The sequence below is a fragment of the Novosphingobium arvoryzae genome, from assembly GCF_014652615.1.
Classification (GTDB): domain Bacteria; phylum Pseudomonadota; class Alphaproteobacteria; order Sphingomonadales; family Sphingomonadaceae; genus Novosphingobium; species Novosphingobium arvoryzae.
In genome coordinates, this window is sequence record NZ_BMZD01000001.1 from 1 (window position 1) to 21,868 (window position 21,868).

Genomic DNA, 21,868 nt, shown 5'->3' on the forward strand with positions numbered 1-21,868 from the left:
CCGGGCCGAAAAGGCCAACCCTCACGTCTCAAAAGCCGCCATCAGACCCCTCGCGCCGCCGTCAAGCCAAAAACAGCCGGTTCTTCGAGGTGTCCAGTTCTATGAACTGGCCGATACATCGCCGGTCGCTACCGAAGTGCTGCGTCGCGTCGCCTTGCTCTATGCCATCGAGGATGAGGTGCGAGGATTATCCGCGGAGCAACGCCGGGCTGTACGCCACGACCGCAGCCGCAGCATCGTCGACGATCTCCGCCAATATCTCGATGCCCGGAACCGCCAGGTCAGCGCCAAGAGCAAGCTCGGCGAAGCGATCCGCTATGCGCTCACCCGCTGGGATGGCCTGTCACGCTTCCTCGACGATGGTCGCGTCGATCTCGACAGCAACACCGTCGAACGCTCGATCCGACCGCTGGCGCTGAACCGGAAGAATGCCCTGTTCGCCGGTTCCGATGAAGGCGGCGACAACTGGGCGGTGATCGCTACGCTCATCGAAAACTGCAAGCTATCCTGCATCAACCCGCACACATGGCTGACCGATACACTGGCTAGGTTGGCCAACGGTCATCCCGCAAACGCCGTGGGCAAGCTCATGCCTTGGACAGCCGTGGCCTGAAAACACCGCTTACGGCGCAAAACCGTTACAAGTCCACGGTTCCTGCGGACTGGCCTTGGCCGGTGGATCACCTATTACAACACCCAGCGTCCGCACTCGGGCCTGGCCGGGCGAACCCCAGTCGAGGCCTATCGGCGGATCTGATGATCAAGCAGGCGGCATGAACGACAATCGGGATTAGCTTAACTCAGCCGCCAAACTGTCCAAGAAGGCGAGGCCACCTCAGGGAACGGACGCCGCTCCGTCAGGTGATTTCTAGCCGACAAGCTCGGCAGACCCTCTGTCGGTGATGCTGCACACGCATCCTCGCCTCTGTCAATAGGCGCAGGCAGCACTCCTTATTTGGGGTTGCTGCCGGAAGTGTTGCCGTTGGGGTTCGACCCGACAGCGTTGCCTATCGTGATCGCCGAGAAAGCAAGGCTCGTTACCGTAGCAAGGAACTCGCGGAGTTCAGCTCCTGGCGCGGTAGCGACATAGATCACGTCTTGATCGCGGATCCTGAAATCTTGCGCCACGAAGAAACCGCGGGCGTCAGATAGGTCCAGCCGATAGACCACCGGCACGCGCCCATTTTCCGTAGCCGGGGCGTCACCCCGCATTTCAGGCAATAGCGCCGCCGGATCTTCGAGCCGGAATATGAATACACCGCGAATGCTGGCCTGATTGTCGCGCAGGCCGCCGACACGCGCCAGCGCCTGCGCTAACGAGATGCCGCGCCCTTCAAAAGGGATATCGGCGCTGCGCGCAACTGCGCCCAGCGCAATGAAGCTGAAAGGCTGATGCAGCACTGCCACCACGTCCCCGGGGCGCATCCGGATGTTCTGCGCCGGATCGGCAATTATCGCCTCTAGCGGCATCGTCGCCGAGGAGCCGCTGCGGCTGACCTGCACGGTGGCCTGGTGCACAGGTGCGCGCGTCCCCCCGGCGCTGGCGATAATATCTAGCAGGCGTTCCCCGCGCGGACCAAGCGGCACGCGGCGGCTGGCGGTGACTTCCCCCAGCACAGTTACATTGCGCGAATCGTTGAATGCCAGGCGGACGCTTGCCTGAGGATCATTGGCACGGCCCTCAAGCCGGGCGACTATCACACGCTCAACCTCGGCAGGGGTGAGCCCGCCTACGACGATCGATCCGGCAAAGGGCACTGTGATAGTACCCGCAGCATCGACCATCTGCTGAACCACGGCGCGGTTTTGCGCTCCGGCATCAAGCCCAGGAACCACTCCGCCGCCTCCGAACAGCACTGCCGGCGGTGCCTCCCACAGCGAGATGTCGAGCGTGTCGCCCGGACCTATCAGCCACGGCCCGACATCGCCTTCGCCCAGTCGTTCGGCCAGACTCCGTGACTGTTCAAAGGCGCCAACACGCTGACGGGTTTGCGGGTCGAGATCGATCAGCGCGATCTTCTTCCCGGCATAATCCTGCCCTTCGATCCGTTTGACCTGCCCAGCCGATGGCCCGGCTGCGCCCAGCGAGGTGCAGCCTGCCAGCAAGGCCGCCAGCGCGGCGGCAACCACAATGAGCGGCGCGGGGCCAAATGGCGAAGGGGGGCGAGTCATGTGGCTTTGTCACTTTCGGATGGGGCAGGGGGCTCGGCAAGGGTGTGCGTGATCGGGGGCGGCGCTGCGGCGCCGGTCAGGCGGGTATAGAATCCGGCCAGCCGGGCGCGATAAGCGGCTGCAGTGAAACGATCCGCCTGCACCAGCCCGCGCTGCGACAGGTCTTCTATTGCGCCATCATCATCATTCAGGCTGCGGATCGCGCGGGCAATGCTGCGCACATCGAGCGGATTGACTAGCAGCGCCGCATCGCCCGCGACTTCGGGCAAGGATGAGGTATCGCTGGTGATCACCGGCGTGCCGAGCGCCATCGCTTCCAGCACCGGGAGACCGAAGCCTTCATAGAGCGACGGGAACACCACAGCTCGTGCGCCGGCAATCACTGTCGCCAGAGTTTGGCGCGGGAGGTAGCCGAGCCATTTGATGCGATCATGACGGTCTAGCTCGGCAAGTTGCTTGAGCAGCTTGACGTCCCGCTCGCTCCCCCAGCCGGGCGCGCCGATGATCACCAGCGGGTGTTTAGACCCGCTTGCAAGATAAGCTTCGAGCAAGCGGGCGAGGTTCTTCTTGGGTTCAAGCGCGCCGAAGAACAGGTAATAGCCGCGCATCGGCGCGCCCAGCAGCCCTTCGACTTCGTAGGCGATCTGATCTTTCGGCACCCCGGCGATCTGGCTGGCAATGTCGGTCGATTGATAGAGGTTGGTGATGCGCGATCCCTCCACCCCCAGAATGCGCATGATATCGGCGCGGGAATGTTCGGACACGGTCAGGATATGGTCGGCCTCACGCACAATCCGGCGGCACAGGGCTAGGTAGGTCTTCTTGCTATCAGCGGTGGTGTACGGCAGGCGTAGCGGCACCAGATCGTGCAGCGTATAGATATTCGCCGCCCCCGCCATCCTGACCGGCAGGGGATAGGTCCAGTGGGCGATATCGACCTGCGGCACCGCCACCTTGGTCAGCCGCCCGGTCACCCGGAAGCCGCCATGGGCCAGGCGGTAAAGCTGCGGCGCGTTCCAGTAGCACGCGCCCGGCATGCTAAGTGTCGGCGGCAGGATCACCTCACCCGTTAGCGCAATTTCCCGCGCCTGCCGCGCCGACAGGATGCCAGCGGCGGCTTTCAGCACCTGTCCGGGCAGGCCAGCGAGCTTCCGTTTGCCGACAAAGGCCTCGCTCCCCTCAACCAGCGCGATTTCATTCAGAAGCGCCTGCTTGGCATGGCCTACTCGGTTGCCGAACAGCAGGGCAATATTATGCCCCAAATCCCCCGCCGCGCGCGCGAGGTTGCGGCCATAGGTGGCCACACCCGTCCCATTAGGTCGGGAAATATTATAAGCGTCTATCAGGATCGAACTCATAGCACGCCTTTTGTGTTATGTTCATTTGGGAGACCTGCGAGCCGATTTATGTTACGCAAGTGATTTTTAAAAGGCAAGTCGCTGCACACATATTATTCAAAACTTTACGTTCATGCCAGCCCAGATCTTGCCTTTGCCTAATCAATTTCTCAAGTCGCGCTGATTTTCTAAAAACCACTTATAAGTCTGACGTATCCCTTCGCGAAGCGAAACGCGACTAGCCCAGCCCATGTTAGACAGTCGCGAAACATCCAGCAGTTTGCGCATCGTTCCATCGGGTTTGGCCGGGTCGGTTCCGATCGCGCCTCCAAAGCCGACTTCGGCGGCGATCAGCCGCGCCAGCTCCATGATCGAGATATCCACGCCGGTGCCGACGTTGATGTGACTGAGCATGGGGCTGGTGTTGGCGTCATAGATATCGCGCGGCAAGTCCATGACGAAGAGGCTCGCCTCGGCCATATCGTCAACATGCAGGAATTCGCGCCGCGGCGTGCCTGTCCCCCACAAGGTCACCGCCGGGCTTTCGTCCTGCGCCGCCTCGTGGAACCGCCGGATCAGCGCTGGCAGAACATGTGAATTGTCGGGATGGAAATTGTCGCCTGGGCCATAGAGGTTGGTCGGCATGACGGACCGGTAATCGGTGCCGTGCTGCCGATTGTAGCTTTCGCACAGTTTGATCCCGGCAATCTTGGCGATGGCATAAGGCTCATTGGTGGGTTCGAGCGTGCCGGTCAGCAGCGCGGTTTCCCGCATCGGCTGAGCCACTTCCCGCGGGTAGATGCAGGACGAGCCGAGGAACAGCAACTGCTGCACCCCCGCAGCGAAAGCCTGATGTATGATGTTGCATTCGATCATCAGGTTTTCGTAGATGAACTCTGCCGGATAGGTGTTGTTGGCGTGTATTCCGCCAACCTTGGCCGCCGCCAGAATGACCGCATCCGGCGCCTCGTCCTGCATGAAACGGCGGACGGCGGCCTGATCAGTCAGGTCGAGAGCAGCGCGATCGCGCGTGAGGATCTCGATCGCCTCGCCCGCAGCGCGGCGGGCCTCGAGCTTGCGCAAGATCGTCTGCCCGACCATGCCGCGGTGGCCGGCAATGAATATTCGCTTCATGCCCTTAGTCCTCCAGCGTGACCGGGAGGTCGAGGCCGCTGTTCCGCAGCAAGGCGTAACGCCGCGCGGACTTCAAGTCTTCCGCGACCATCTCGGCGCACATCTCCTGCGCGGTGATCTCTGGCACCCAGCCAAGCTTGGTCTTCGCCTTGGCCGGATCGCCCAGGAGAGTTTCGACTTCGGCCGGGCGGAAATAGCGCGGGTCGATGCGCATGATCACGTCGCCCGGCTTGATCGCCGGAGCCAGATCGCCGGTAACTTCGGTGACAGTGGCAACTTCCTCCACGCCTTCGCCGGAAAATTCCACGGCTACACCCAGTTCGCGCGCGGACCATGTGATGAATTCCCGCACCGAGTACTGCACGCCGGTGGCGATCACATAATCATCGGGCTCGTCCCGCTGCAGCATCATCCACTGCATCCGAACGTAATCCTTAGCATGACCCCAGTCGCGCAGACTGTCGATGTTGCCCATGTAGAGGCAGCTTTCCAGCCCCTGCGCGATATTGGCAAGGCCGCGCGTGATCTTGCGGGTCACGAAGGTCTCGCCCCGCCGCGGGCTTTCGTGATTGAACAGGATCCCGTTGCAGGCGTACATCCCGTATGCCTCGCGATAGTTGACGCTAATCCAGTAGGCATAGAGCTTGGCGACAGCATAGGGGCTGCGCGGGTGGAACGGCGTGGTTTCGGTTTGCGGGATCTGCTGCACCAGACCGTAAAGCTCCGAGGTCGAGGCCTGATAATAACGCGTCTTTTCCGCCAGCCCGAGAAAGCGGATCGCCTCCAGCAGGCGCAGCGCCCCCATGGCATCGACGTCGGCGGTGTATTCGGGCGATTCGAAACTCACCGCCACATGCGATTGCGCACCGAGATTGTAGATCTCGTCAGGCTCGATCTCGGCGATGATCCGGGTCAGGTTGGAACTGTCGGTCAGGTCGCCGTAATGCAGCCGCAGGCGCGGGTGGCGCACGTGCGGGTCTTCATAGATGTGGTCGATCCGCTGGGTGTTGAACTGCGAAGCCCGGCGCTTGATGCCGTGGACTTCGTATCCCTTCTCCAGCAGAAACTCGGCAAGGTAGGACCCGTCCTGTCCAGTGATGCCTGTGATCAATGCCTTCTTTGTCATTTAGGCTCCATAACGCTTTGAAGCTGGTCTGCAACTTCAGTTAAATCATTTATCACATCTCTCGCACTGCCCGGCGACCGCGCCCTGATGGCCTATTTCATCGCCGGCTCACCGTGACGCCGGTTACAGTTCCTGCACCCTGACCATCAGTCCACAATCTGATCTGCACCGGCTCTGCCCCGATCGGCCGACCGGTCTGCGGGACGACGAATTCGAGCTCGCACCCGGTCGGTGTGTCCGGAGCCAGCACGCAATCGATCTGCGCGAGGAACGTCTCCCCCTGAACCACTTCAAGCACCAGCCGCCCGTCCGCCCCACTCTCAAAGACCCACTCAACCCTAGCGCCGTATTTTCCTGTAAGCAGCCTACGGTATGGCCCGTAGAACACGTGCCCGCACACGCCGCGCCGGATTGCGATGGCTTCCCCGTCCTGCGCGCGCGCGCCTGCGTCGCCAACGGAAAGGTCCCCCAGCCATGATCCGATCCGGGCCTCTGGATGCCGCAGCAGAGCGGGGCGCAGCCGGGTCGTGAAGGGGCTGAGAACGACGTCGAACCACTCGATGAGGAACGTCTCGAGCCGACTGTGAATGGCGTTGATGGCGATGACCTGACGCGGTTGCGCGGCCCTCTCCAGCCGCTCTGCTTCGGCTTGCAACAGTGCCTCGATCTGCTGCTCGAACACGGCGACCTCATCTTGTGCGGCATCAGCCGGGGCATTGTCGAGCAGCACGAGATCGGCCGCCGCCATTGCACCGGGATCGGCAGCGTCGAGGAGGGGGTGCACGAAACCGAGGCGCGCCAGCGTCTGTTCGACCCGCGCCCGCAGCTCGCCCGCACCGCCGATCCAAATCAACCGGGCCGAGCGGGAAAGCGGAAACAGGCGATCCATCACGAAGGTCAGGTTGCGGGCTTCGTGGCGGGGGACCTGATCGAAGCTCTCCGGGCCATAGACCGCCAGGTAAGGTCCCCTCGACGGCCCGCCTATCACCGCAGCCACTGCTTCCGCCGTATCAGGGTGTTCGGTCGAGGCCAGCGGGAAGATCTCGAACACGATTCCTTCGCCGCCCCATGGCCGTCCGGCATTGGCGATCGGACCTGCGAGATTGGTGACGAAGTCCTCGAAACTGTCCTCACGCCGCCCGGCCGAATGCTTGGCTACCGTATCGGCGGTATGCTCGCAATGATAGACCCTCAGCCGCCCCGCCAACGAGCCGGGCGCGCCGTATGTGAGCGCCAATCGGGCCATCAGGTTTGCATCGACATGCCAGGCCTGCTGCATCGCCTCGTCGAAGCCGCCCATGGCCATCAGATCGCGCCGAAGCACCAGTTGGAAATCGCCCGGCGCATCAAATCCCAGTTCCGGCAGATAGTGGCGCACTTCCTCGTCGAGGTGCAGCGGCGCGGCAAAGCGATCGATCGCTGCATGAACCGCCGCCGGATCATGCCGCGGCAGACGTTGCCACAACATCCTCGGCAGCTCGAAACGGGGGGCAGCGTAGTAGCCGTCCTCCAGCCCTGCGAGCAGCGCGCGAAGCCCTTCGACGGGGGGCATCAGCACGACATCGGGATTGGTCGACAGGATCCAGCGGTTGGCCGCGTTGGTGTGCCGCAGGCCGATATTGCGGGCGATCGATTCAACCACCGGCGCCGCGCCCGCCGAGGTCAGTTGCGCATGATGGCGAGGCCGCACCCGCACCACCTTGACGAGTCCCTGTGCCCGAACCGTCAGCGTATCGGCGATTGCTTCGGGAAAGGTCAGCTTGTGATCTTCGGTATTGTAATCGACGAAGATGATCTCGTCGTCTTCGGCCAAGACATCGGCAAGCGCATTGATGCTGAGCGCACTGCGCCGCTGCGCGGTGCCGCCATAGGCATCATTGCGACCATAGATCAGGACCGAGAGCATTACGCAGCTTCGCTACCAGTCGGCATCTCTTCGAAGAGCCAGCGGGAGGCAACCATGTCGTCGAGCTCGTCCCTGTCCTCCCGTTCCATTTCTGCCCCCGCCTTCATAGCCCTAGGGCAGCACGCGGCGACATCGACATGGGTCACAGGTTCGGCACCAGCCTCGCCAACCGCCTTAAGCCCGGCGAATTGGATCACGGCCTCGATGCCGTGTTGGCCGGCGTCCTGCTGCAACGCAGCCGTATCGTGAGCATCGCCAACTTCCGACGGAATTGGCTTCCCGGTGATGGTTGCGCGCCGCTTCATCACCTCCCCACCTCTGATGCACAGATTTTCAATGCAGGCCACCTCGTATCCACGCGCGGCGAGCGCCACTGAGGGGTGTCTCCCAATATATACTGCTCCGCCCATCAATGCCATTCGCATTTCGAGCCATCTTCATGCAGCAAATATGCACTGCCCGAGCGACCCTCACACCCAACCAAGCAAAGTTACCCACGCTTGCGTGAAGAGCATTGCAGCCGCCAGAATATTAGCTTCTCAGAAGCAGCGTCGCTCCTCCTTGTGAACCCCAAACGAAGACATCAGAAAGCCGACTGGGCTTGACGCCTTAGTTTCGCATTTAGTCGTTACTGGAAAACACAAAATCGACGCCCCTTATTCTTGGATGGATGTGACACGCTCTAGCGACATCTGGACCACAGAAGTGAAGCCAACTGCAAACCCTCACGCTTCCCAGCGAACCTTTCTGCGAACAATCTTCGCTGGTACGCCTGCGATTAATGCGTTCGGGGTCCTGAAGGCCTTCGTGACTACAGCCCCCGCCGCGACGATTGAACCCGGCCCGATTGCACTTCCCTTGAGAAACATAGCATTTTGACCGACCCAAACATTATTATCGATCCTTATCGGTTCCGGAAAATTCAAGCGCTTCCCAGTCTCTATGTCGATAATTTTGTGTGCGTCAGAAGGCCGAAAAACGACCTCTTGCGAGAAAAGGCAATTGTCACCGATAAAGACCTCTGACCCTTCGTGCTGATGGGTTATGAATCGACCGGTGCAGGTAAAGTTCGATCCTATCTGTAGCTGAGCCCCATCAGCCAAAAAGATGTGAGCGGCAGGGATCCGACAATCTTCACCGATGATAAGACGGTTACCACTTCCACGCACTATGACACGGAGATTCTTGGTCGAGGTACTTTCATGGATACTCGCATTCAAGCCGGATGCATTTCCTTCGACATTCATATCTTCTTCTCCAACTAGTAGATGCGGAAAATGGGCTCAAATCGACAGAACCTAGGATGAAGACGCATCCATCACTGTTGAAAGGTGGCTAGCCGGATTTCCGCTCAAGCGGAACGCAGAATGCGCCTATAACCTATTCCCGATGACGACAACCCCTGCTTCCCTGCATATGGGATCAGAGCTAGCAAACTGAATCTCCCCTGCAATCCGAATTATCTCGCTGTCTGTACCCAGCGAAGGACGGCGCGAAGGTGCTCGCTTAGAGGCGATTGACGATCACTTGCTTGCTCCACTGCTTCTCTCAAGCCTTCATCGGAATTCATTCTCGCGATGAAAGCTTCTCGATGTAGGAGAAGATCATTCGAATATTGAAGCGCTGATAGAGAGCTCAGCGACGCCCCCCCGATGCCGGCCTCGTCCTCCGCCGGAAGGGCCCGCTCTACCAGTGCCGGAATGTGCGAGAATGTTTTGCTCACTGCAATCTTTCCAAGCTCCTCCGCGCCCTTCAGGAAACTGTCTAGCGTGCCACAGTGTTCTTCATAGTAGTCGTCATAGCTGATGCGAAAAAATCCAGGATGGGCCCTCTGGATGTCGTCCATACGCTCGTTGAGTTGGGCAGTTTTATCGTGCTTCCAGAAATAGTTATTCTCATTCAGCGGCCGCCCATCGCAGCCATAAATATCAACTCTGTCCGCAAACGTGAAGGCAATCTGAAGCAAAAACAGAGTCAGAATATTGCCTGTAGAGGCAACATAAAAATCGTTACACATGTCAAAATTCGGCTGGCTAACTTTCTGAAGGGGCACTGAAATGAGATCTATACCATCGTCTTTGAAGTAATGCTGGTATATGTGACGATCTCTCTCCGGCACTATTAGACTGCACTTGTACCTATTCAGAGCATACCGCAGATGAACGCGGAATTCTTCTGCATATACTGAAGCGCCTGCGTGAAAAATTGGGTCTGCGCAAGTAATAGCTTTGGGCTTGAGATGATCAAGAAGGGCGATATTTTTAACCATGCTATTTGCCGCGATGGTGTCGACATCGGCAAAGTCATGCTTGAAGGCCTCAGATAGACTCGGCCCTGTACCAAATACCGCCACATGATTACGCCGAAAGTTCTGAGCAAGACGGACAAAAGATTCGTGCGATTGCTTGCGGAAGTCGGCGAGTTCGATTGACTCTGACCCAGCCTTCAAGAAATGAGATGTTGCAAACCTCTCCCGCTCTTCGTCAACTCGCCAGATGGGCTTCGAATAGAGCTTAGCGCTCGACGAGCATTCAGGAAATGGTCTTGCTCGCTCCTGGGCATTCTTGTAACGCCAAACAACACTCATAAGAGTGTCGCCTTTCGGAATATCGTTAAACGTCGATGCTGGATGTTTGAGCAGTTTGCCACTGAACCAGCTTCGCGCACTGTGTGCTGGCTTGCAAAGCAAACTGCTTAGCTTGTTGTTCCCGATCCGGTCTTTCGTATAGAAGATATGAACTTGCGAAATATAGTCGGCAAGAGGAGCGAAATGCCACACAAATCGTGACCAAAAATCCTCAAACTCCGCAGAATTATCGAACGGCGGCCATACGAAAACCTCACCTACTTTCGGATCAGTCAGCCTTATGGTTGCTCCTTTACAGGCATCTATATCTTGCTTCAAATGCAAGGTTCGAACATTGCTTGCACCATGATAATCGCCAACTTGGCCGCGCAACGCAACCAGTGCCGCCAAAGGTGAAGCCTTGTCGCGCTCAAGGTCCGATGCGGCGAGCAGCAGGGCCTCTGCGCACGGCAAGTTTCCGGAAGAAAGCATCTCTCTCGCCGCCTGCATAAGCTGCGGCGAGGCCTTGCCAGCTCGCTCCGCGCAAATCGAATGCAATAAGGTCCGGATATAGAGTTGGTGCGTCGCGAGATTATTCAGGCCTAATGCCTGATGTCTTGCCACGCTCAAAGCTTCATGGATCTCTGAACGGCGCCCAAAAAATCTCGTTATCGCTTCACGGAGTGAAGTTGCATTTAGCTCCTCATATAAAAAGATATGGTTCGGGTATAAATTCGCATAATACCGAAAAATGTCTGTATCCGGGGCCAAAACAGGCACATTCGCAGCAATAAATGAGTAAACAGCCCCAGAAGCCTGGAAATTTCTCTGAGTGTCATATGCAAGAATGGCCAGGTCGATGCCACTCAATGCTTCTTGAAACTTTTCCTCACTTAAGTAGGAAAAATCTGTTACGATTTTTTTATAATCATTTTCAACAAATCTACTCACTGCTAATTCGACGGTTCGCCGGACAGAGTCCATCAGTTGGCCGGAGAGAAAATATGTAAAATTGATTCCTTCAAGCTCATTAAGTGTATCAAGTATAAAGTCATGATTGCGGCGTTCATTGATGACGCCGATCGTTCCGATACGCAGGTGAGATGAGGCACTCGGAGCAGTGATACCTGCAATTATTTCTTCGGGTCGAAAGCTACGGTGTGGGAACCAAAATGCCTTAATGTTTCGAAGCAGAAATTTGTCGACCAGATACGGCTCCAATACCAAGAAGCCCGCGATTTTCGTGCGCAATATTGATGACATCTCCCCTCGATCATCAATTTGGTTAATTAATGACCATACTGGGTGGGCAACTACGAAAACGCGATCTGAGAGGGAACTTGGTATTGATCCGAAAATGTTTGATCGATAATTTCCTTCAGATGCACAAATTACGATGTCCGGGTCTAATGCAGAAATAGACTGCCAAAGAGCTTTATAGCGTTCGATGTCTTTTTGGCAATTTGCGAAAATTTCCACATTGATGGGCTGCGCACTTTCCGCACCGAAATGATCGGACTGAAGTTGAATGAATTGCACATTACTTGAATGTTGTTGGTAAGCTGAGGCAATAAGACAGTCTACGTCAAAATACGTAAAATCGATACCTGGCTGATCAAAGAGCTGAACCAGGTGAGTATTGAAGTGGACATGGTGGCCGAACGAGTTGAGGTTTGGATCAAGTGCAACTATCTTCATAAGTATGTCACCGGAACATTAGTGTTAAGAGGCGAGCTCTCAGGAAATAATGCTGTAGTTCAGCACGACCTACTTCATGGTAAGTGAACGCGCTGCCTCAACGTGGCGAGTTTAGATATTCCGCCATGCAATCTATCGCCTTGCGGCTTGCGCGGATCACCGCATCGACCGTGTTCGAGCCGTTGTGCGAACCGAAGATGCAGCGCTCCATGCCGCGCAAGGGGCTGTGCGCGGGGAGCGGCTCGATTTCGAACACATCGAGTCCGGCGGAATGCACATGGCCCGATTGCAACGCGGCAATGAGCGCCGCCTCGTCGATCAGGGGACCGCGCGCGACATTGACGATGCGCACCCCCGCCATGCACTGCTCCAGCACTGCGGCATCGAGCATGTGGCGGTTTCGTGCATTGAGTGCACAGGTGAAGATCAGGAAATCGCATTCGCCGACTCTCTCGGGCCAAGCCGAGCGTTCCAGTCCGGCAATCCCCGCATCGCCATCGACGCCCGGATCATAGCCGATCACCCGCATCCCCAGCGCCTGCATCCGAGTGACCACGTTCCGACCGATATCGCCCAACCCGATCACCCCGGCGGTGCGGCCGCCGAGACTGATCCCGGCCGGCTTCGGCCATCCTCCCGCGCGCACGCCGCGATCGATCAGGAAGAGTTCGCGCGCCAGGCCGATCACGAACCCGGTCGCCACATCGGCCACTTCCGCACCGAACATCTGCGGCGTGTTGATGATCGGAATGCCCAGCTCCTTGCAGGCCGCGAAGTCGACATTGTCGACGCCGATGCCCCATTTGACCGCCGCCTTGAGACGACCCGCCTGCCCGGCGGCGAACACTGCGCGCGACGCTGGATCATCTCCGATGATCCAGCCGTCATAGCCCGGCAGCAAGGCCTGCAGCTCTTCTTCCGACAGCGTCTGAGTGACTTGGGCCGGGTGCAGCTTAAGGCCGCGCTCGGCGGCAAAATCCATGAACAACCCGATCTGGCCAAGCATCGGCGGGCAGGTGACGAGGACATCTTTCATCGGATCAAGCCGCCTCGGTTTCGGTGACTTCGCGCATGCGCATTCCGGCTACAGCTTCGACAAGCGCCCAGTCCTGGGGTGTGTCGATGTCGAGCGCTTCGACCTTATCCATCACATGCAGCAGCGGCTTGCGCCCGATCCGGGCATTCGTGGCGGCAAAACTGTCCCGCGAGAAGATATAGAGGTTCGAATTCTCCTCGAACCAAGGCTCCAGATCCTGCGTCTGGATGAGATTGTCGGGATCATGATTTACCGGGCTGGCATCGCCGTGGTAGAAGCGGGTCTGGATGTGGTTCACGGTGAACAGCGAGTCCGCCTCGCCGGCAGCCACGCTTTCGCGATAGCGCGCCAGCGCGTTACGGATGGTTTCGGCCGAGAGCATCGGGTTGGTGGTGTGGGTCATCAGATAGGTGGTCGCCGGAACCGCTGCGATATCGTCGGCCAGCACCAGGTTCATAGACACAGTGTCGCCGCAGATTTCCGGCTTGCGGTCTCGAATCGTCACCCGTCCGCCATCGACTAGCCCGTTTTCCGCCAGCACATGCCGAGCATCGGTGTTGATGATCACCTCGTCGATTTCCTCGACCGAAAGCAGGGTGTCGAGAATCCAGCGGAAGAGGGGCTTGCCGTGGAGCGGCCGGAAATTCTTCCCCTTCACCCGCTGGCTGTTAGCTTTCATGGGGAGAAGTGCGACGCAGCGGTCCGAGCCAGTCATCTTGTTCAGCCTTTTCCTCGACTTGTGGATAGAAGAAGTGTTCCTTGGCGCGCTGTGACAGCTGCCGGTGTTCGTGGTTGCCCTTGTAGGAGCCGATATACTGGTTCCAGCGATAGCGCAGCATGTCCATCCCCGAGGTCGAGCGCACCCGGTAGCGCGCGGCGGCCTGCCAATCGCCGATCACGCTGGTCAACACATAACGAAGCACGTCCAGCCGCGACAGGTGTACTTCGGGCATGATCGATTGCAGCGCCAGCGCCTCGCGTTCAAACCGGCGGCGGACCTGAGCCCAGTTTTCCTGATGGTGGTGGAAGACCGGCGCTTCGGCGACATAGGCGATCTTTTGGCCGCGCATCACCAACCGCTTGGCCAGTTCCATATCTTCCAGGCCGGTGAGTGCCTCGTCGAACGGGTGTTCCTCCCAGACGCTGCGAAGCAGGGCGGAATTGGCGTTGTTGCAGAAAAACCCCTCTTGCGGGATGGCAGATCTGGCGGGGAAGTACTTGGCGAAGATCCGCCGTTCGCTGTAATTGCTGTCGTCATCGCCGATCTGCCGCCCGTAGCTGTAGCTTGCTACCCCGTCGATCAGCGGCCGGCACAACGATTGCAACCAGTGCGCATCCACTGGCACGCAATGGCCTGAGATGAAAACCAGAATGTCACCGGTCGAGAAGGCGCAACCGCGATTGAGCGAGCGGCCGAAGGAAAACTCGGCTTTGTTGATTGACGTGATCCGGCAGCCATGACGGTCGGCAATTTCGAGCGTTCCGTCGGTCGAGCCCGAGTCAATCAGCACAGTTTCGACCTCGACCCCAGAGGTTTGCTGCTGCGCGATCATGCCCAGCAAATCATCGAGGTGTTCAGCCTCGTTTAAAGTCCTGATGATAACACTTGCGAGCAAAAGCCAACTCCGCAAAAACCAAAAAACGTCGTATGCGTGTGTCGTGCATTGAACGGCTATGAACAGAGCAGTTCCCGGCATGTACACGGCTCTGATGCCGAGGCATGTACACGGCTCTGATGCCGAGACTCGAGCATAAATGCAAGGGTTGAGGTGGCCTCGCCTTCTTGGACAGTTTGGCGGCTGAGTTAAGCTCATCCCGATTGTCGTTCATGCCGCCTGCTTGATCATCAGTGTCTGATTCAAAATTATCCTGATTGATTTCATGATTTTGCGATGCGTCTGGTGAGGAGTTGGACGGAAGCGAGGAAGAGCCAGGCGGTTGCCGATGCGATGGTCTGCTCGAAGTCCTTGGCGAGGCGGCGGTTGAGCCATGCAAGAGTGCGCTCAACGACCCAGCGGCGCGGCAGGACCACAAAGCCCTTGGCGGCATCGGATCGTTTGACGATCTCGACGGTCCACTTGCCGAACTGGCGCAGCGCTTGCCTGAGTTTGTCCCCGGCATATCCGCCATCGGCGAAGAGATGCCGCAGCCAGGGGAAGCGTTTGACGATGTCGCGCAGCACCAGCGGCGCGCCGTCGCGATCCTGGATGTCGGCGGTGTGGACTACGGCATGAACCAGATTGCCCTCGGTATCGGTGAGGATATGCCGCTTGCGTCCCTTGACCTCCTTGCCCGCGTCATAGCCGCGAGGGCCGCCGCTTTCCGTGGTTTTGATGCTCTGGCTGTCGATCACCCCGGCGCTTGGGCTGGCCTCGCGACCGTTCGCCTCGCGTGCGGCCATCAGCAAGCAATGGTTCAGCGTCTGCCACAAGCCGTTGTCGCGCCACAGGTAGAACCAGCGCCGCACCGTCGAGACCGGCGGGAAGCAGGGCGGCAGCATCCGCCACGGCAGACCGCCGCGCAGCAAGAAAGAGGATCGCCTCGACAGTCCGCCGCATCGGCCATTTGCGCGGGCGGCCGACATGCGACGGCGGCGGGAAGAACGGCTCCAGAACGGCCCACTCCGCATCGGTTAAATCGCTTGGCAAAGCCAGGCCCGCGCGGGCATGATGCGCGCGAGTGGTGTCGGTCCACATCGTCGAACTCCGGAAGTTTGTTGCAAAACCCCAGAATCAACGATCAGGCGCGGCGTCAAGCTAAACCGCTGATACCACTCAACTTAGTTTCGGATCAGACACTGAGATGAGCGGCTGATCCGCAGCAGGCGGCACTGAGCCAAGATCGACAGGCGTTGGTGAGCAGGTTCGACCATCGCCCGCCTCCGGTCCACGCTCATCGACCGAAGGCTTTCGCTAAAAATCTCGCTCCACCACCAGTTGCCCGATCTTGGCGTGCAGCTTTTCCACCTCGCTCTCGCTGGCAGCCCTGGCAACATCGCCCGCCCCGGAAAAGGTGCCTGCCATCCCATCGATGGCTTGCCGCTTCCAGGACGCGATCATCGTGTGGTGCACGCCATGCTTGACTGCCAGCTCCGCCAGCGTCAGGTCACCCCGGATCGCCTCCAGCGCCACCTTGGCCTTGAAATCCGCGCCGTAGCGCTTTCTCGTCGTCTTCATTCCCGTGCCAATCCATCAGGTCGGGATTAGCTTAGCATCCTGTCCAGAAAACCGGCACCACCTCAGGTGTCGATGTTCCAGATCGTTACTTCACGCCGATATGGGTCAAAATCCGGGAGGGTTCCCTGACCTCTCGACATACCTGCCCATCTTGACCTTGCTAATCGGCAGCCGGATATGCCACGCTGAAATCTGTCAAATATGGATGAGTTGTGATGATTGATGTTCGCCATGCCGATCTTGCCGGCCGCTCGGTCTTCATTACCGGCGGAGGATCAGGAATCGGCGCGGCGCTGACCGAAGCGTTTATCTCTCAAGGATCACGAGTGGCGTTCGTGCAACGCTCCGACGCGAATGCTTTCTGTGACTCGGTCGAGCAGCGCCATGGTGTGCGACCGCTGTTCCTCCCGTGCGACATCACAGACAGGTCCGCCCTGCAGGCTGCCATATCCGCTGCCGCCGAGGCCCATGGTCCGGTAGGGGTGCTGATCAACAACGCCGCCAACGACCAGCGCCACCGCACCGAGGAACTGGACGAGGCCGGATGGAATGCCAGCATGGCGGTGAACCTGACGGCCTACTTCTTCGCCATTCAGGCGGTGGTCGGGCCGATGCGCGCGGCGGGCGGCGGCTCGATCATCAATTTCTCTTCCATTTCCTACATTATGGGCAATGCGGGATATCCCGCTTATGTCACAGCCAATGCAGGGATCACCGGAATGACACGTGCGCTTGCCCGCGAATTCGGACCGGACCGTATCCGGGTAAATGCCCTTGCTCCGGGCTGGGTCCTGACCGAGCGTCAGCGCCGCCTCTGGGCCTCGCCCGAAGATCTCGAGGCGCATCTGGCCAAGCAATGTCTAAAGGAACATCTCTCGCAGGAGGACATATGCGGCGGCGCGCTGTTCCTCGCCTCGAATGCGAGCAGGATGATGACCGGTCAGGTGCTGGTGATCGACGGCGGGGTGGTGGTGACCGGATGAGCGGGATGCTGTCGTCCCTGCCAGCAGCGCAGCTTTACGATGACCGGGCCTGCACGCTTGGCGAAGGTGCGTTCTGGCACCCGCTGCGCCAGCAGCTCTTCTGGTTCGATATCGTCGCAGGGCAAATGCACACCCGCGATGCCAACGGGCCGCACCTGTGGCAATTCGACGGGCCGGTATCAGCGGCCGGATGGATCGATACCGATACCTTGCTGGTGGCTGGCTCGGGTGCCTTGATGCGCTTCGACCTCGGCACCGGACGGAGCACATGTCTTGCAACACTTGATTGCGCGGGCGGGCAGCTGCGACCTAATGACGGACGGGCCGATCCGCAGGGCGGTTTCTGGATCGGCACTATGGGTCTTGCGGCAGAGAGGCACGCCGGAGCAATCTTGCGCTGGTATCGCGGCGTAATGCGCCGCGTGGTCGAGAGCGTCACCATCCCCAACGCGATCTGCTTTGGCCCAACGGGCGACCTGGTCTGCTTCACCGATACGGTGACCCGGATCGTCCATCGCCAGCGGCTTGACCCTGAGGGCTGGCCCACCGGCGCGCCCGAGCCGTGGCTCGATCTACGTGCCGAAGGGCTGAACCCGGATGGCGCGGTGATCGACGGTGCCGGGCGGCTGTGGCTGGCGCAATGGGGTGCCGGGCGGGTGGCCGCCTATGATCCTGCGGGGCGCCTGGTTGGGTCTGTGTCCACACCTGTACCTCATGCAAGTTGCCCGGCCTTCGGCGGGCCTGAACTCGCAACCCTGTTCGTCACGACCGCACGAGAGGGGATGGATGCAGCCGCGCTGGCGGCGGCACCGCAGGCCGGGATGACCTTTGCAGTCGATCTTGCCGCATACGGCGTCCGCGGACAGGCGGAACACCGCGTGATCGCGTGACTCCGAGGGTAGCGGCCCTCGCACGCGGTCAGCCGCGCACCCGGACGGAGGTCTTGGCAGCGGCGGTGGCCTTGCGCGATCCCCGGCCCTGGCCTCGACTCCGACCTGGCGCGGTCTTACGAGGGGCCTTGTCCCGCGCTGGGTCCTCGGCGAACTTGCCCACGAGCCGGGTCACGCGGCTTTCTGCCGCCTTGATGGCTTTTGCGCGGGCGGTGATCGACCTCGCTTCCGCCTTGTCCCTTTCCGCGGCGTTCCGCGCACCCGCTGCCCGAAAGCTTAGCTTAACGAGCAAATCATGAAGCCGCTCTTCGCGACCGTAAGGCAGGCCGAAATAGTCCCGATAATAGACCTTCTCAAACACCGTGCACCCCCCCCCCAAGGTGGCATCGACAATTCGTCGCCCCGATGCCGCAAACATCGCGCGCGCGACGGCATAGGAGTCATCGGACCGGGCAAGATCCGGATTGTCCCAGACCTGTCCGCTGAAATATTCGGGGCTGAAGTGATTGGGATCTGGGCCCTCAAGCCGATGTGCCTCGTGCGGCGCTCCCACAAAGACGAAGCGGTGGTCCATGCCGATGATCGCCACCTCGGCAAAGCCCATGTAATGAGCGATCTGTAGCGCGGCATGGGTGACCGTACCGCCTTCGCGCACGCCCTCGCAGAGGTCCTCGGAAAACATTACCGGGGGATAGAGGATCGGAAAGTGGAAGATGTCTTCTGCCTCACCCAGATGCTCTGCCGCACGCGCACCGATGAACTTGATGGCAGGCAGGGCAGCAATCTGCGCCGAGCCCTGTTCCACCACCCGCGGATTGACCGCCACCAGATAGCGAGGCTGAAAACCGAACCGCTTGAGCCCGAGATGGATCTTGTTGAGTCCGATCACGGTGCGATCCTTCAGGAAGCTAAGATCCATCACGTTGAGTGAGGGGCCGTTGCACACCAGCACGCAGGACTCGCCGCGATGCAGGTTCCGGAAGCTGGCGAGACGCGAGGCGGTCATCGCTTTCAATCGCGGGCCAGCAGCGCGGCCCGGTTGCGCGCGTCTAGCAATTTGAAACCATTGTCGAGTAGCAGCGGCATGGCCGTAGTGCCCTTCGCCGTCCACCGCCCGGAGTCGTCCGTCCATGTATCGTCGAAGCAGATAATCCCGTCGGGGGCCAGCTTGGCGATCAGGCTGACGGCGCAGTCGTAGTGCATCTTGTGGCATGCCTCGTCATCGATGCGGTTACCCAAGAAAGTTTCATAGCGGCTTTGACGCAGTTCGGAGTGATTGCCATGGTCGAAGTCGTAAGCGTCGAGAAAGCAGTAGTCGATGAGCCCGTCCCATTGCGCAAGAAAATCCTCGCCTTTGGCGGTCACCGCCTCGTAGTCCAACCCATGGCGACGGAACATCCGCTTGGCCATGATGGTGTTCTGTGGATCCATGTCGACCGTGATGAAGTGGATGCCCAGTTCGTTACACCGCAGTGCCAGCTTTTCAGTCGACCCCTGAGCAGCCACGTTTTCGCGAGTCGTGCCGATCTCTATCATGACCCTGTGACTTGACGAGGCCGCAGCAGGCAAATGGTTTTTCAGGTGGTCGAGCAGAAGAGAGTGGCCGTGCTCCGATACATGCTTGTCCCAGGATTGATCGAGGGCCGCGCGCAGCTTGCGCGCCGATGCCTCAGATAGTGCCGTCGGGCCTGACAGCGCATCGGCCACCAGCCCCCGCAACGCCGCTTCGACATTGCCAAGGCGGATTTGCAACTCGGCTGCCAGCAGCTCAACCCCTCGTATGCTCGGCCCTGTCAGCGGACCGGACAGTTTCAGCAGATTTTCAGCCTGCATTCGGTCGCCCCGCGCCTGAAAATGCGCTGCGCAGGCAATCATAAACAGAGCTCTGTCCCTCATTGGCATGGCCAGCGCAGCTTCGTCGATCGCTTCGAGCACGCGAGCCGGCTGGTTGAGGCACTGTTCGATCTGCTCCACCAGAGCGGTGACCGTCAGCCCGAAGCAGCCTTCGGTGCCCTCGGCAGACAAAAGCTGGGCAATCTGCGGGATGAACGTGCCGAGGTGGGCCGGGGTCCAGCCGTCCGGGATGGCCGGCAGCGCCAGCGCTGGCGGCAGAGACGGGGGTGCTCTGTTGTGCGCCGTATTGGAAAATTCGGGAAACTCATCGACCTGATACCCGAGCTGCGCGCACAGGATGCAATAGCCCTGGCCATCGAGCGGCGCCTCGATTGCGGGCAAGCCATCGGGGAAGGTCAGAACCCCCCGCTGGGGCGGATCGAGAACTGTATACCCGAACACTGCGGGTTGGTGGGGGAAACCCAGACACAGGGCCTCGCTGCAAAAGCTCAGCAGCTGGCCCGGCTCGTCGACAAAAGCTTCAAGCTGGACATGCTGAAACCCTTCCAGCGCCGCCAAAAAGCGCGATGCCGATGCCGCAAACGCATCCAACGGTGACAATTCCAACGGTAGTAGGCCCTTGTGGCGAGCGATAAGGTAGCTGCGCAACGGATGTGTGACAAGGACTGCCCCGCGCAGATCCCGAGCGCCATCGGACGAATCGAGCTTCGGCCTCCAATAGGGATCGCTTTCCAGCATGTTGCGCAGCAGTATCAGCCGGTTACCCTTCCGATGGTGGTGCAGCAACAGTTCTTCGAATGCAAGGTCGAGCACCCGCCGCCGGCCTTGCTCATCAAGGGCAGGGTTGCGGCTTTCCTCGGCGGCCAGCGCAGGCAGCTCCGGCATCTCGACCAACGCGCAATTGGGTTGGCGTTCGAGCAATTTCCGGGTGGCAGACTCCAGCGGGCCAATACTCACGAGCACGCGCACCACTGGCGCTTCCTCGATCTCGCTCGCGAGCAGAGCTTCGCATTCCTCAAGCAGACTCGGCATCGAATCACGGTCACCGCCGCTTGGGAACGGAACTTCGACCTGGTGCTCGGCCAGGAGTGCCAAGGCCTCGTCGATCAGTTCGGCAAGTTGGCTTCTCGGGGAAGCAGGGCCAGCCATGGCGTTACGCTCCGATCTTGCGCGCCGCGCGGCGTTTGCCTCCGCCAGGACGCTCTGTGGCTGCCAATCCTTTATCGCTTAATAGCTTTGCCGTCGAACCGACCGAGCCCTTCCGCTTGCTGGGCTTTTCGACATACAGGGCTTGCAGTTCGCGCGATGCAAGTTGCAGCTTCGGGGTGAGCTTGCGCAGAAGCTGCGTCTGCTTGTCCTTGATTTCGAGCAGCCCCGTATAGCGTGCACGCAGGTCACGCAAGTCGCTGTCGAGGCCTTCCTGCAATTGCAAGGCCCTGCGCAGATCCTCATCTAGCCGCCGCTTAGTGTATTCGTCGCGAAGATGGGTCTCGTTGAGCAGGGAGTATTCGTCGCGCAATTGCGTCATGGCCTTGCGCTGCGCCTCAGCCTTCGATTTCTCCTCAGCCAATGCGCTTTCCAGCGCGGTTGCCCGGCTTTCTGCGTTTGCCAGTGCAGCCTGGGCATCGGCGATTTCGGATTGCTTGGCAGCAAACTCGGCCTGCGCGCGCTTAAGGGCATCTTCCAGATCGGCAATACGCTGCTGCGCCGCGTTGAGCGAAGTCTCTCTATTGGCAAGAGACTGCCCCCTTGCCTCCCATGACTCCCTTGTGGTCTTGAGCGATCCTTCCAGTTCTGCCTTTTGCTCTTCGAGGGCCTTCAGCGCCGCATCGCGCTCGGCGACGGACGCAGCTTTCGCTTTCAGCAGCGCTTGGGCCTCGTCCAGCGCGGCATCGCGTTCGGCGATGGTTGCGGTTTTCGCCTTGAGCAGCGCCTGAGCCTCGGCAAGCGCTGCATCGCGCTGTGCCACCTGCGCCGTCGCGGCTTCGAG

General features: G+C 59.6%; 17 protein-coding genes and 3 pseudogenes. 4 read left to right on the forward strand and 16 right to left on the reverse strand.

The window, feature by feature from the left end; genetic code table 11:
* Together IE113_RS00005 and IE113_RS00010 are read left to right on the forward strand one after the other, a co-directional pair.
* Positions 1-613, forward strand: a 613-nt coding sequence (locus IE113_RS00005; RefSeq protein WP_229822008.1) for an IS66 family transposase, incomplete at its 5' end; no start/stop codon positions are given.
* Positions 614-637: 24 nt separating this feature from the next.
* Positions 638-757, forward strand: a pseudogene (locus IE113_RS00010) (integrase core domain-containing protein); the annotation flags it as partial.
* 194 nt (positions 758-951) lie between these two features.
* On the opposite strand, the gene IE113_RS00015 reads toward IE113_RS00010, so the two are convergent.
* The 13 genes and pseudogenes from IE113_RS00015 to IE113_RS00075 all read right to left on the reverse strand — a co-directional run.
* Positions 952-2,172: a polysaccharide biosynthesis/export family protein gene (locus IE113_RS00015; RefSeq protein ID WP_189538387.1), complete on the reverse strand. Its 1,221-nt coding sequence runs from the start codon at positions 2,170-2,172 to the stop codon at positions 952-954.
* Positions 2,169-3,476 carry a glycosyltransferase family 4 protein gene (locus tag IE113_RS00020; RefSeq protein WP_189538388.1) on the reverse strand — a complete coding sequence of 436 codons (1,308 nt, stop codon included), beginning with the start codon at positions 3,474-3,476 and terminating at the stop codon, positions 2,169-2,171. The genes IE113_RS00015 and IE113_RS00020 overlap by 4 nt, the downstream gene beginning before the upstream one ends.
* A 195-nt stretch (positions 3,477-3,671) precedes the next feature.
* Positions 3,672-4,643 (reverse strand): GDP-L-fucose synthase, encoded by a 972-nt coding sequence (fcl, locus tag IE113_RS00025; protein WP_189538389.1) that lies wholly within the window; start codon positions 4,641-4,643, stop codon positions 3,672-3,674.
* Positions 4,644-4,647: 4 nt separating this feature from the next.
* The gene (gene gmd / locus IE113_RS00030) at positions 4,648-5,769 is read right to left on the reverse strand and encodes a GDP-mannose 4,6-dehydratase (protein ID WP_189538390.1); all 1,122 of its coding nucleotides are present in this window, start codon (positions 5,767-5,769) and stop codon (positions 4,648-4,650) included.
* Positions 5,770-5,866: 97 nt separating this feature from the next.
* Positions 5,867-7,675 carry a hypothetical protein gene (locus IE113_RS00035; RefSeq protein ID WP_189538391.1) on the reverse strand — a complete coding sequence of 603 codons (1,809 nt, stop codon included), beginning with the start codon at positions 7,673-7,675 and terminating at the stop codon, positions 5,867-5,869.
* A complete protein-coding gene (locus IE113_RS00040) occupies positions 7,675-8,100 on the reverse strand; it encodes an NAD-dependent epimerase/dehydratase family protein (protein ID WP_373297827.1) in 426 nt (141 codons plus the stop codon). Before IE113_RS00040 ends, IE113_RS00035 begins: the two co-directional genes overlap by 1 nt.
* Before the next feature lie 300 nt (positions 8,101-8,400).
* Positions 8,401-8,922 (reverse strand): acyltransferase, encoded by a 522-nt coding sequence (locus IE113_RS16405; protein WP_189538393.1) that lies wholly within the window; start codon positions 8,920-8,922, stop codon positions 8,401-8,403.
* A 212-nt stretch (positions 8,923-9,134) separates the two neighbouring features.
* Positions 9,135-11,939: a glycosyltransferase family protein gene (locus IE113_RS00050; RefSeq protein ID WP_189538394.1), complete on the reverse strand. Its 2,805-nt coding sequence runs from the start codon at positions 11,937-11,939 to the stop codon at positions 9,135-9,137.
* 97 nt (positions 11,940-12,036) lie between these two features.
* Positions 12,037-12,975, reverse strand: coding sequence for a phosphoglycerate dehydrogenase (locus IE113_RS00055; protein ID WP_189538395.1), 939 nt, complete (start codon positions 12,973-12,975; stop codon positions 12,037-12,039).
* A 4-nt stretch (positions 12,976-12,979) separates the two neighbouring features.
* The gene (locus tag IE113_RS00060; RefSeq protein WP_229822009.1) at positions 12,980-13,690 is read right to left on the reverse strand and encodes an acylneuraminate cytidylyltransferase family protein; all 711 of its coding nucleotides are present in this window, start codon (positions 13,688-13,690) and stop codon (positions 12,980-12,982) included.
* The gene (locus IE113_RS00065; RefSeq protein ID WP_308430020.1) at positions 13,644-14,789 is read right to left on the reverse strand and encodes a glycosyltransferase family 2 protein; all 1,146 of its coding nucleotides are present in this window, start codon (positions 14,787-14,789) and stop codon (positions 13,644-13,646) included. Before IE113_RS00065 ends, IE113_RS00060 begins: the two co-directional genes overlap by 47 nt.
* Before the next feature lie 65 nt (positions 14,790-14,854).
* Positions 14,855-15,671, reverse strand: a protein-coding gene (locus tag IE113_RS00070) for an IS5 family transposase (RefSeq protein WP_229822011.1) whose coding sequence is annotated in 2 segments (ribosomal slippage) — positions 14,855-15,505 and positions 15,507-15,671 — 816 coding nt in all. Because the reading frame shifts where the segments join, the coding sequence is not laid out codon by codon here.
* 104 nt (positions 15,672-15,775) lie between these two features.
* Positions 15,776-16,151 (reverse strand): annotated as a pseudogene (locus IE113_RS00075) (transposase); the annotation flags it as partial.
* Between the two features lie 215 nt (positions 16,152-16,366).
* Between IE113_RS00075 and IE113_RS00080 the strand changes: the two are divergent.
* Together IE113_RS00080 and IE113_RS00085 are read left to right on the forward strand one after the other, a co-directional pair.
* Positions 16,367-17,134, forward strand: a complete 768-nt coding sequence (locus IE113_RS00080) for an SDR family NAD(P)-dependent oxidoreductase (RefSeq protein ID WP_189538398.1) — start codon at positions 16,367-16,369, stop codon at positions 17,132-17,134.
* The gene (locus tag IE113_RS00085; protein WP_189538399.1) at positions 17,131-18,024 is read left to right on the forward strand and encodes an SMP-30/gluconolactonase/LRE family protein; all 894 of its coding nucleotides are present in this window, start codon (positions 17,131-17,133) and stop codon (positions 18,022-18,024) included. Before IE113_RS00080 ends, IE113_RS00085 begins: the two co-directional genes overlap by 4 nt.
* A gap of 28 nt (positions 18,025-18,052) precedes the next feature.
* Here the strand turns inward: IE113_RS00085 and IE113_RS00090 are convergent, their stop codons facing one another.
* The 3 genes and pseudogenes from IE113_RS00090 to IE113_RS00100 form a co-directional block, all read right to left on the reverse strand.
* Positions 18,053-19,030 (reverse strand): 6-hydroxymethylpterin diphosphokinase MptE-like protein, encoded by a 978-nt coding sequence (locus IE113_RS00090; RefSeq protein WP_189538931.1) that lies wholly within the window; start codon positions 19,028-19,030, stop codon positions 18,053-18,055.
* Positions 19,031-19,035: 5 nt separating this feature from the next.
* A complete protein-coding gene (locus IE113_RS00095) occupies positions 19,036-21,027 on the reverse strand; it encodes an O-methyltransferase (protein ID WP_189538400.1) in 1,992 nt (663 codons plus the stop codon).
* A 4-nt stretch (positions 21,028-21,031) separates the two neighbouring features.
* Positions 21,032-21,868, reverse strand: a pseudogene (locus IE113_RS00100) (hypothetical protein); the annotation flags it as partial.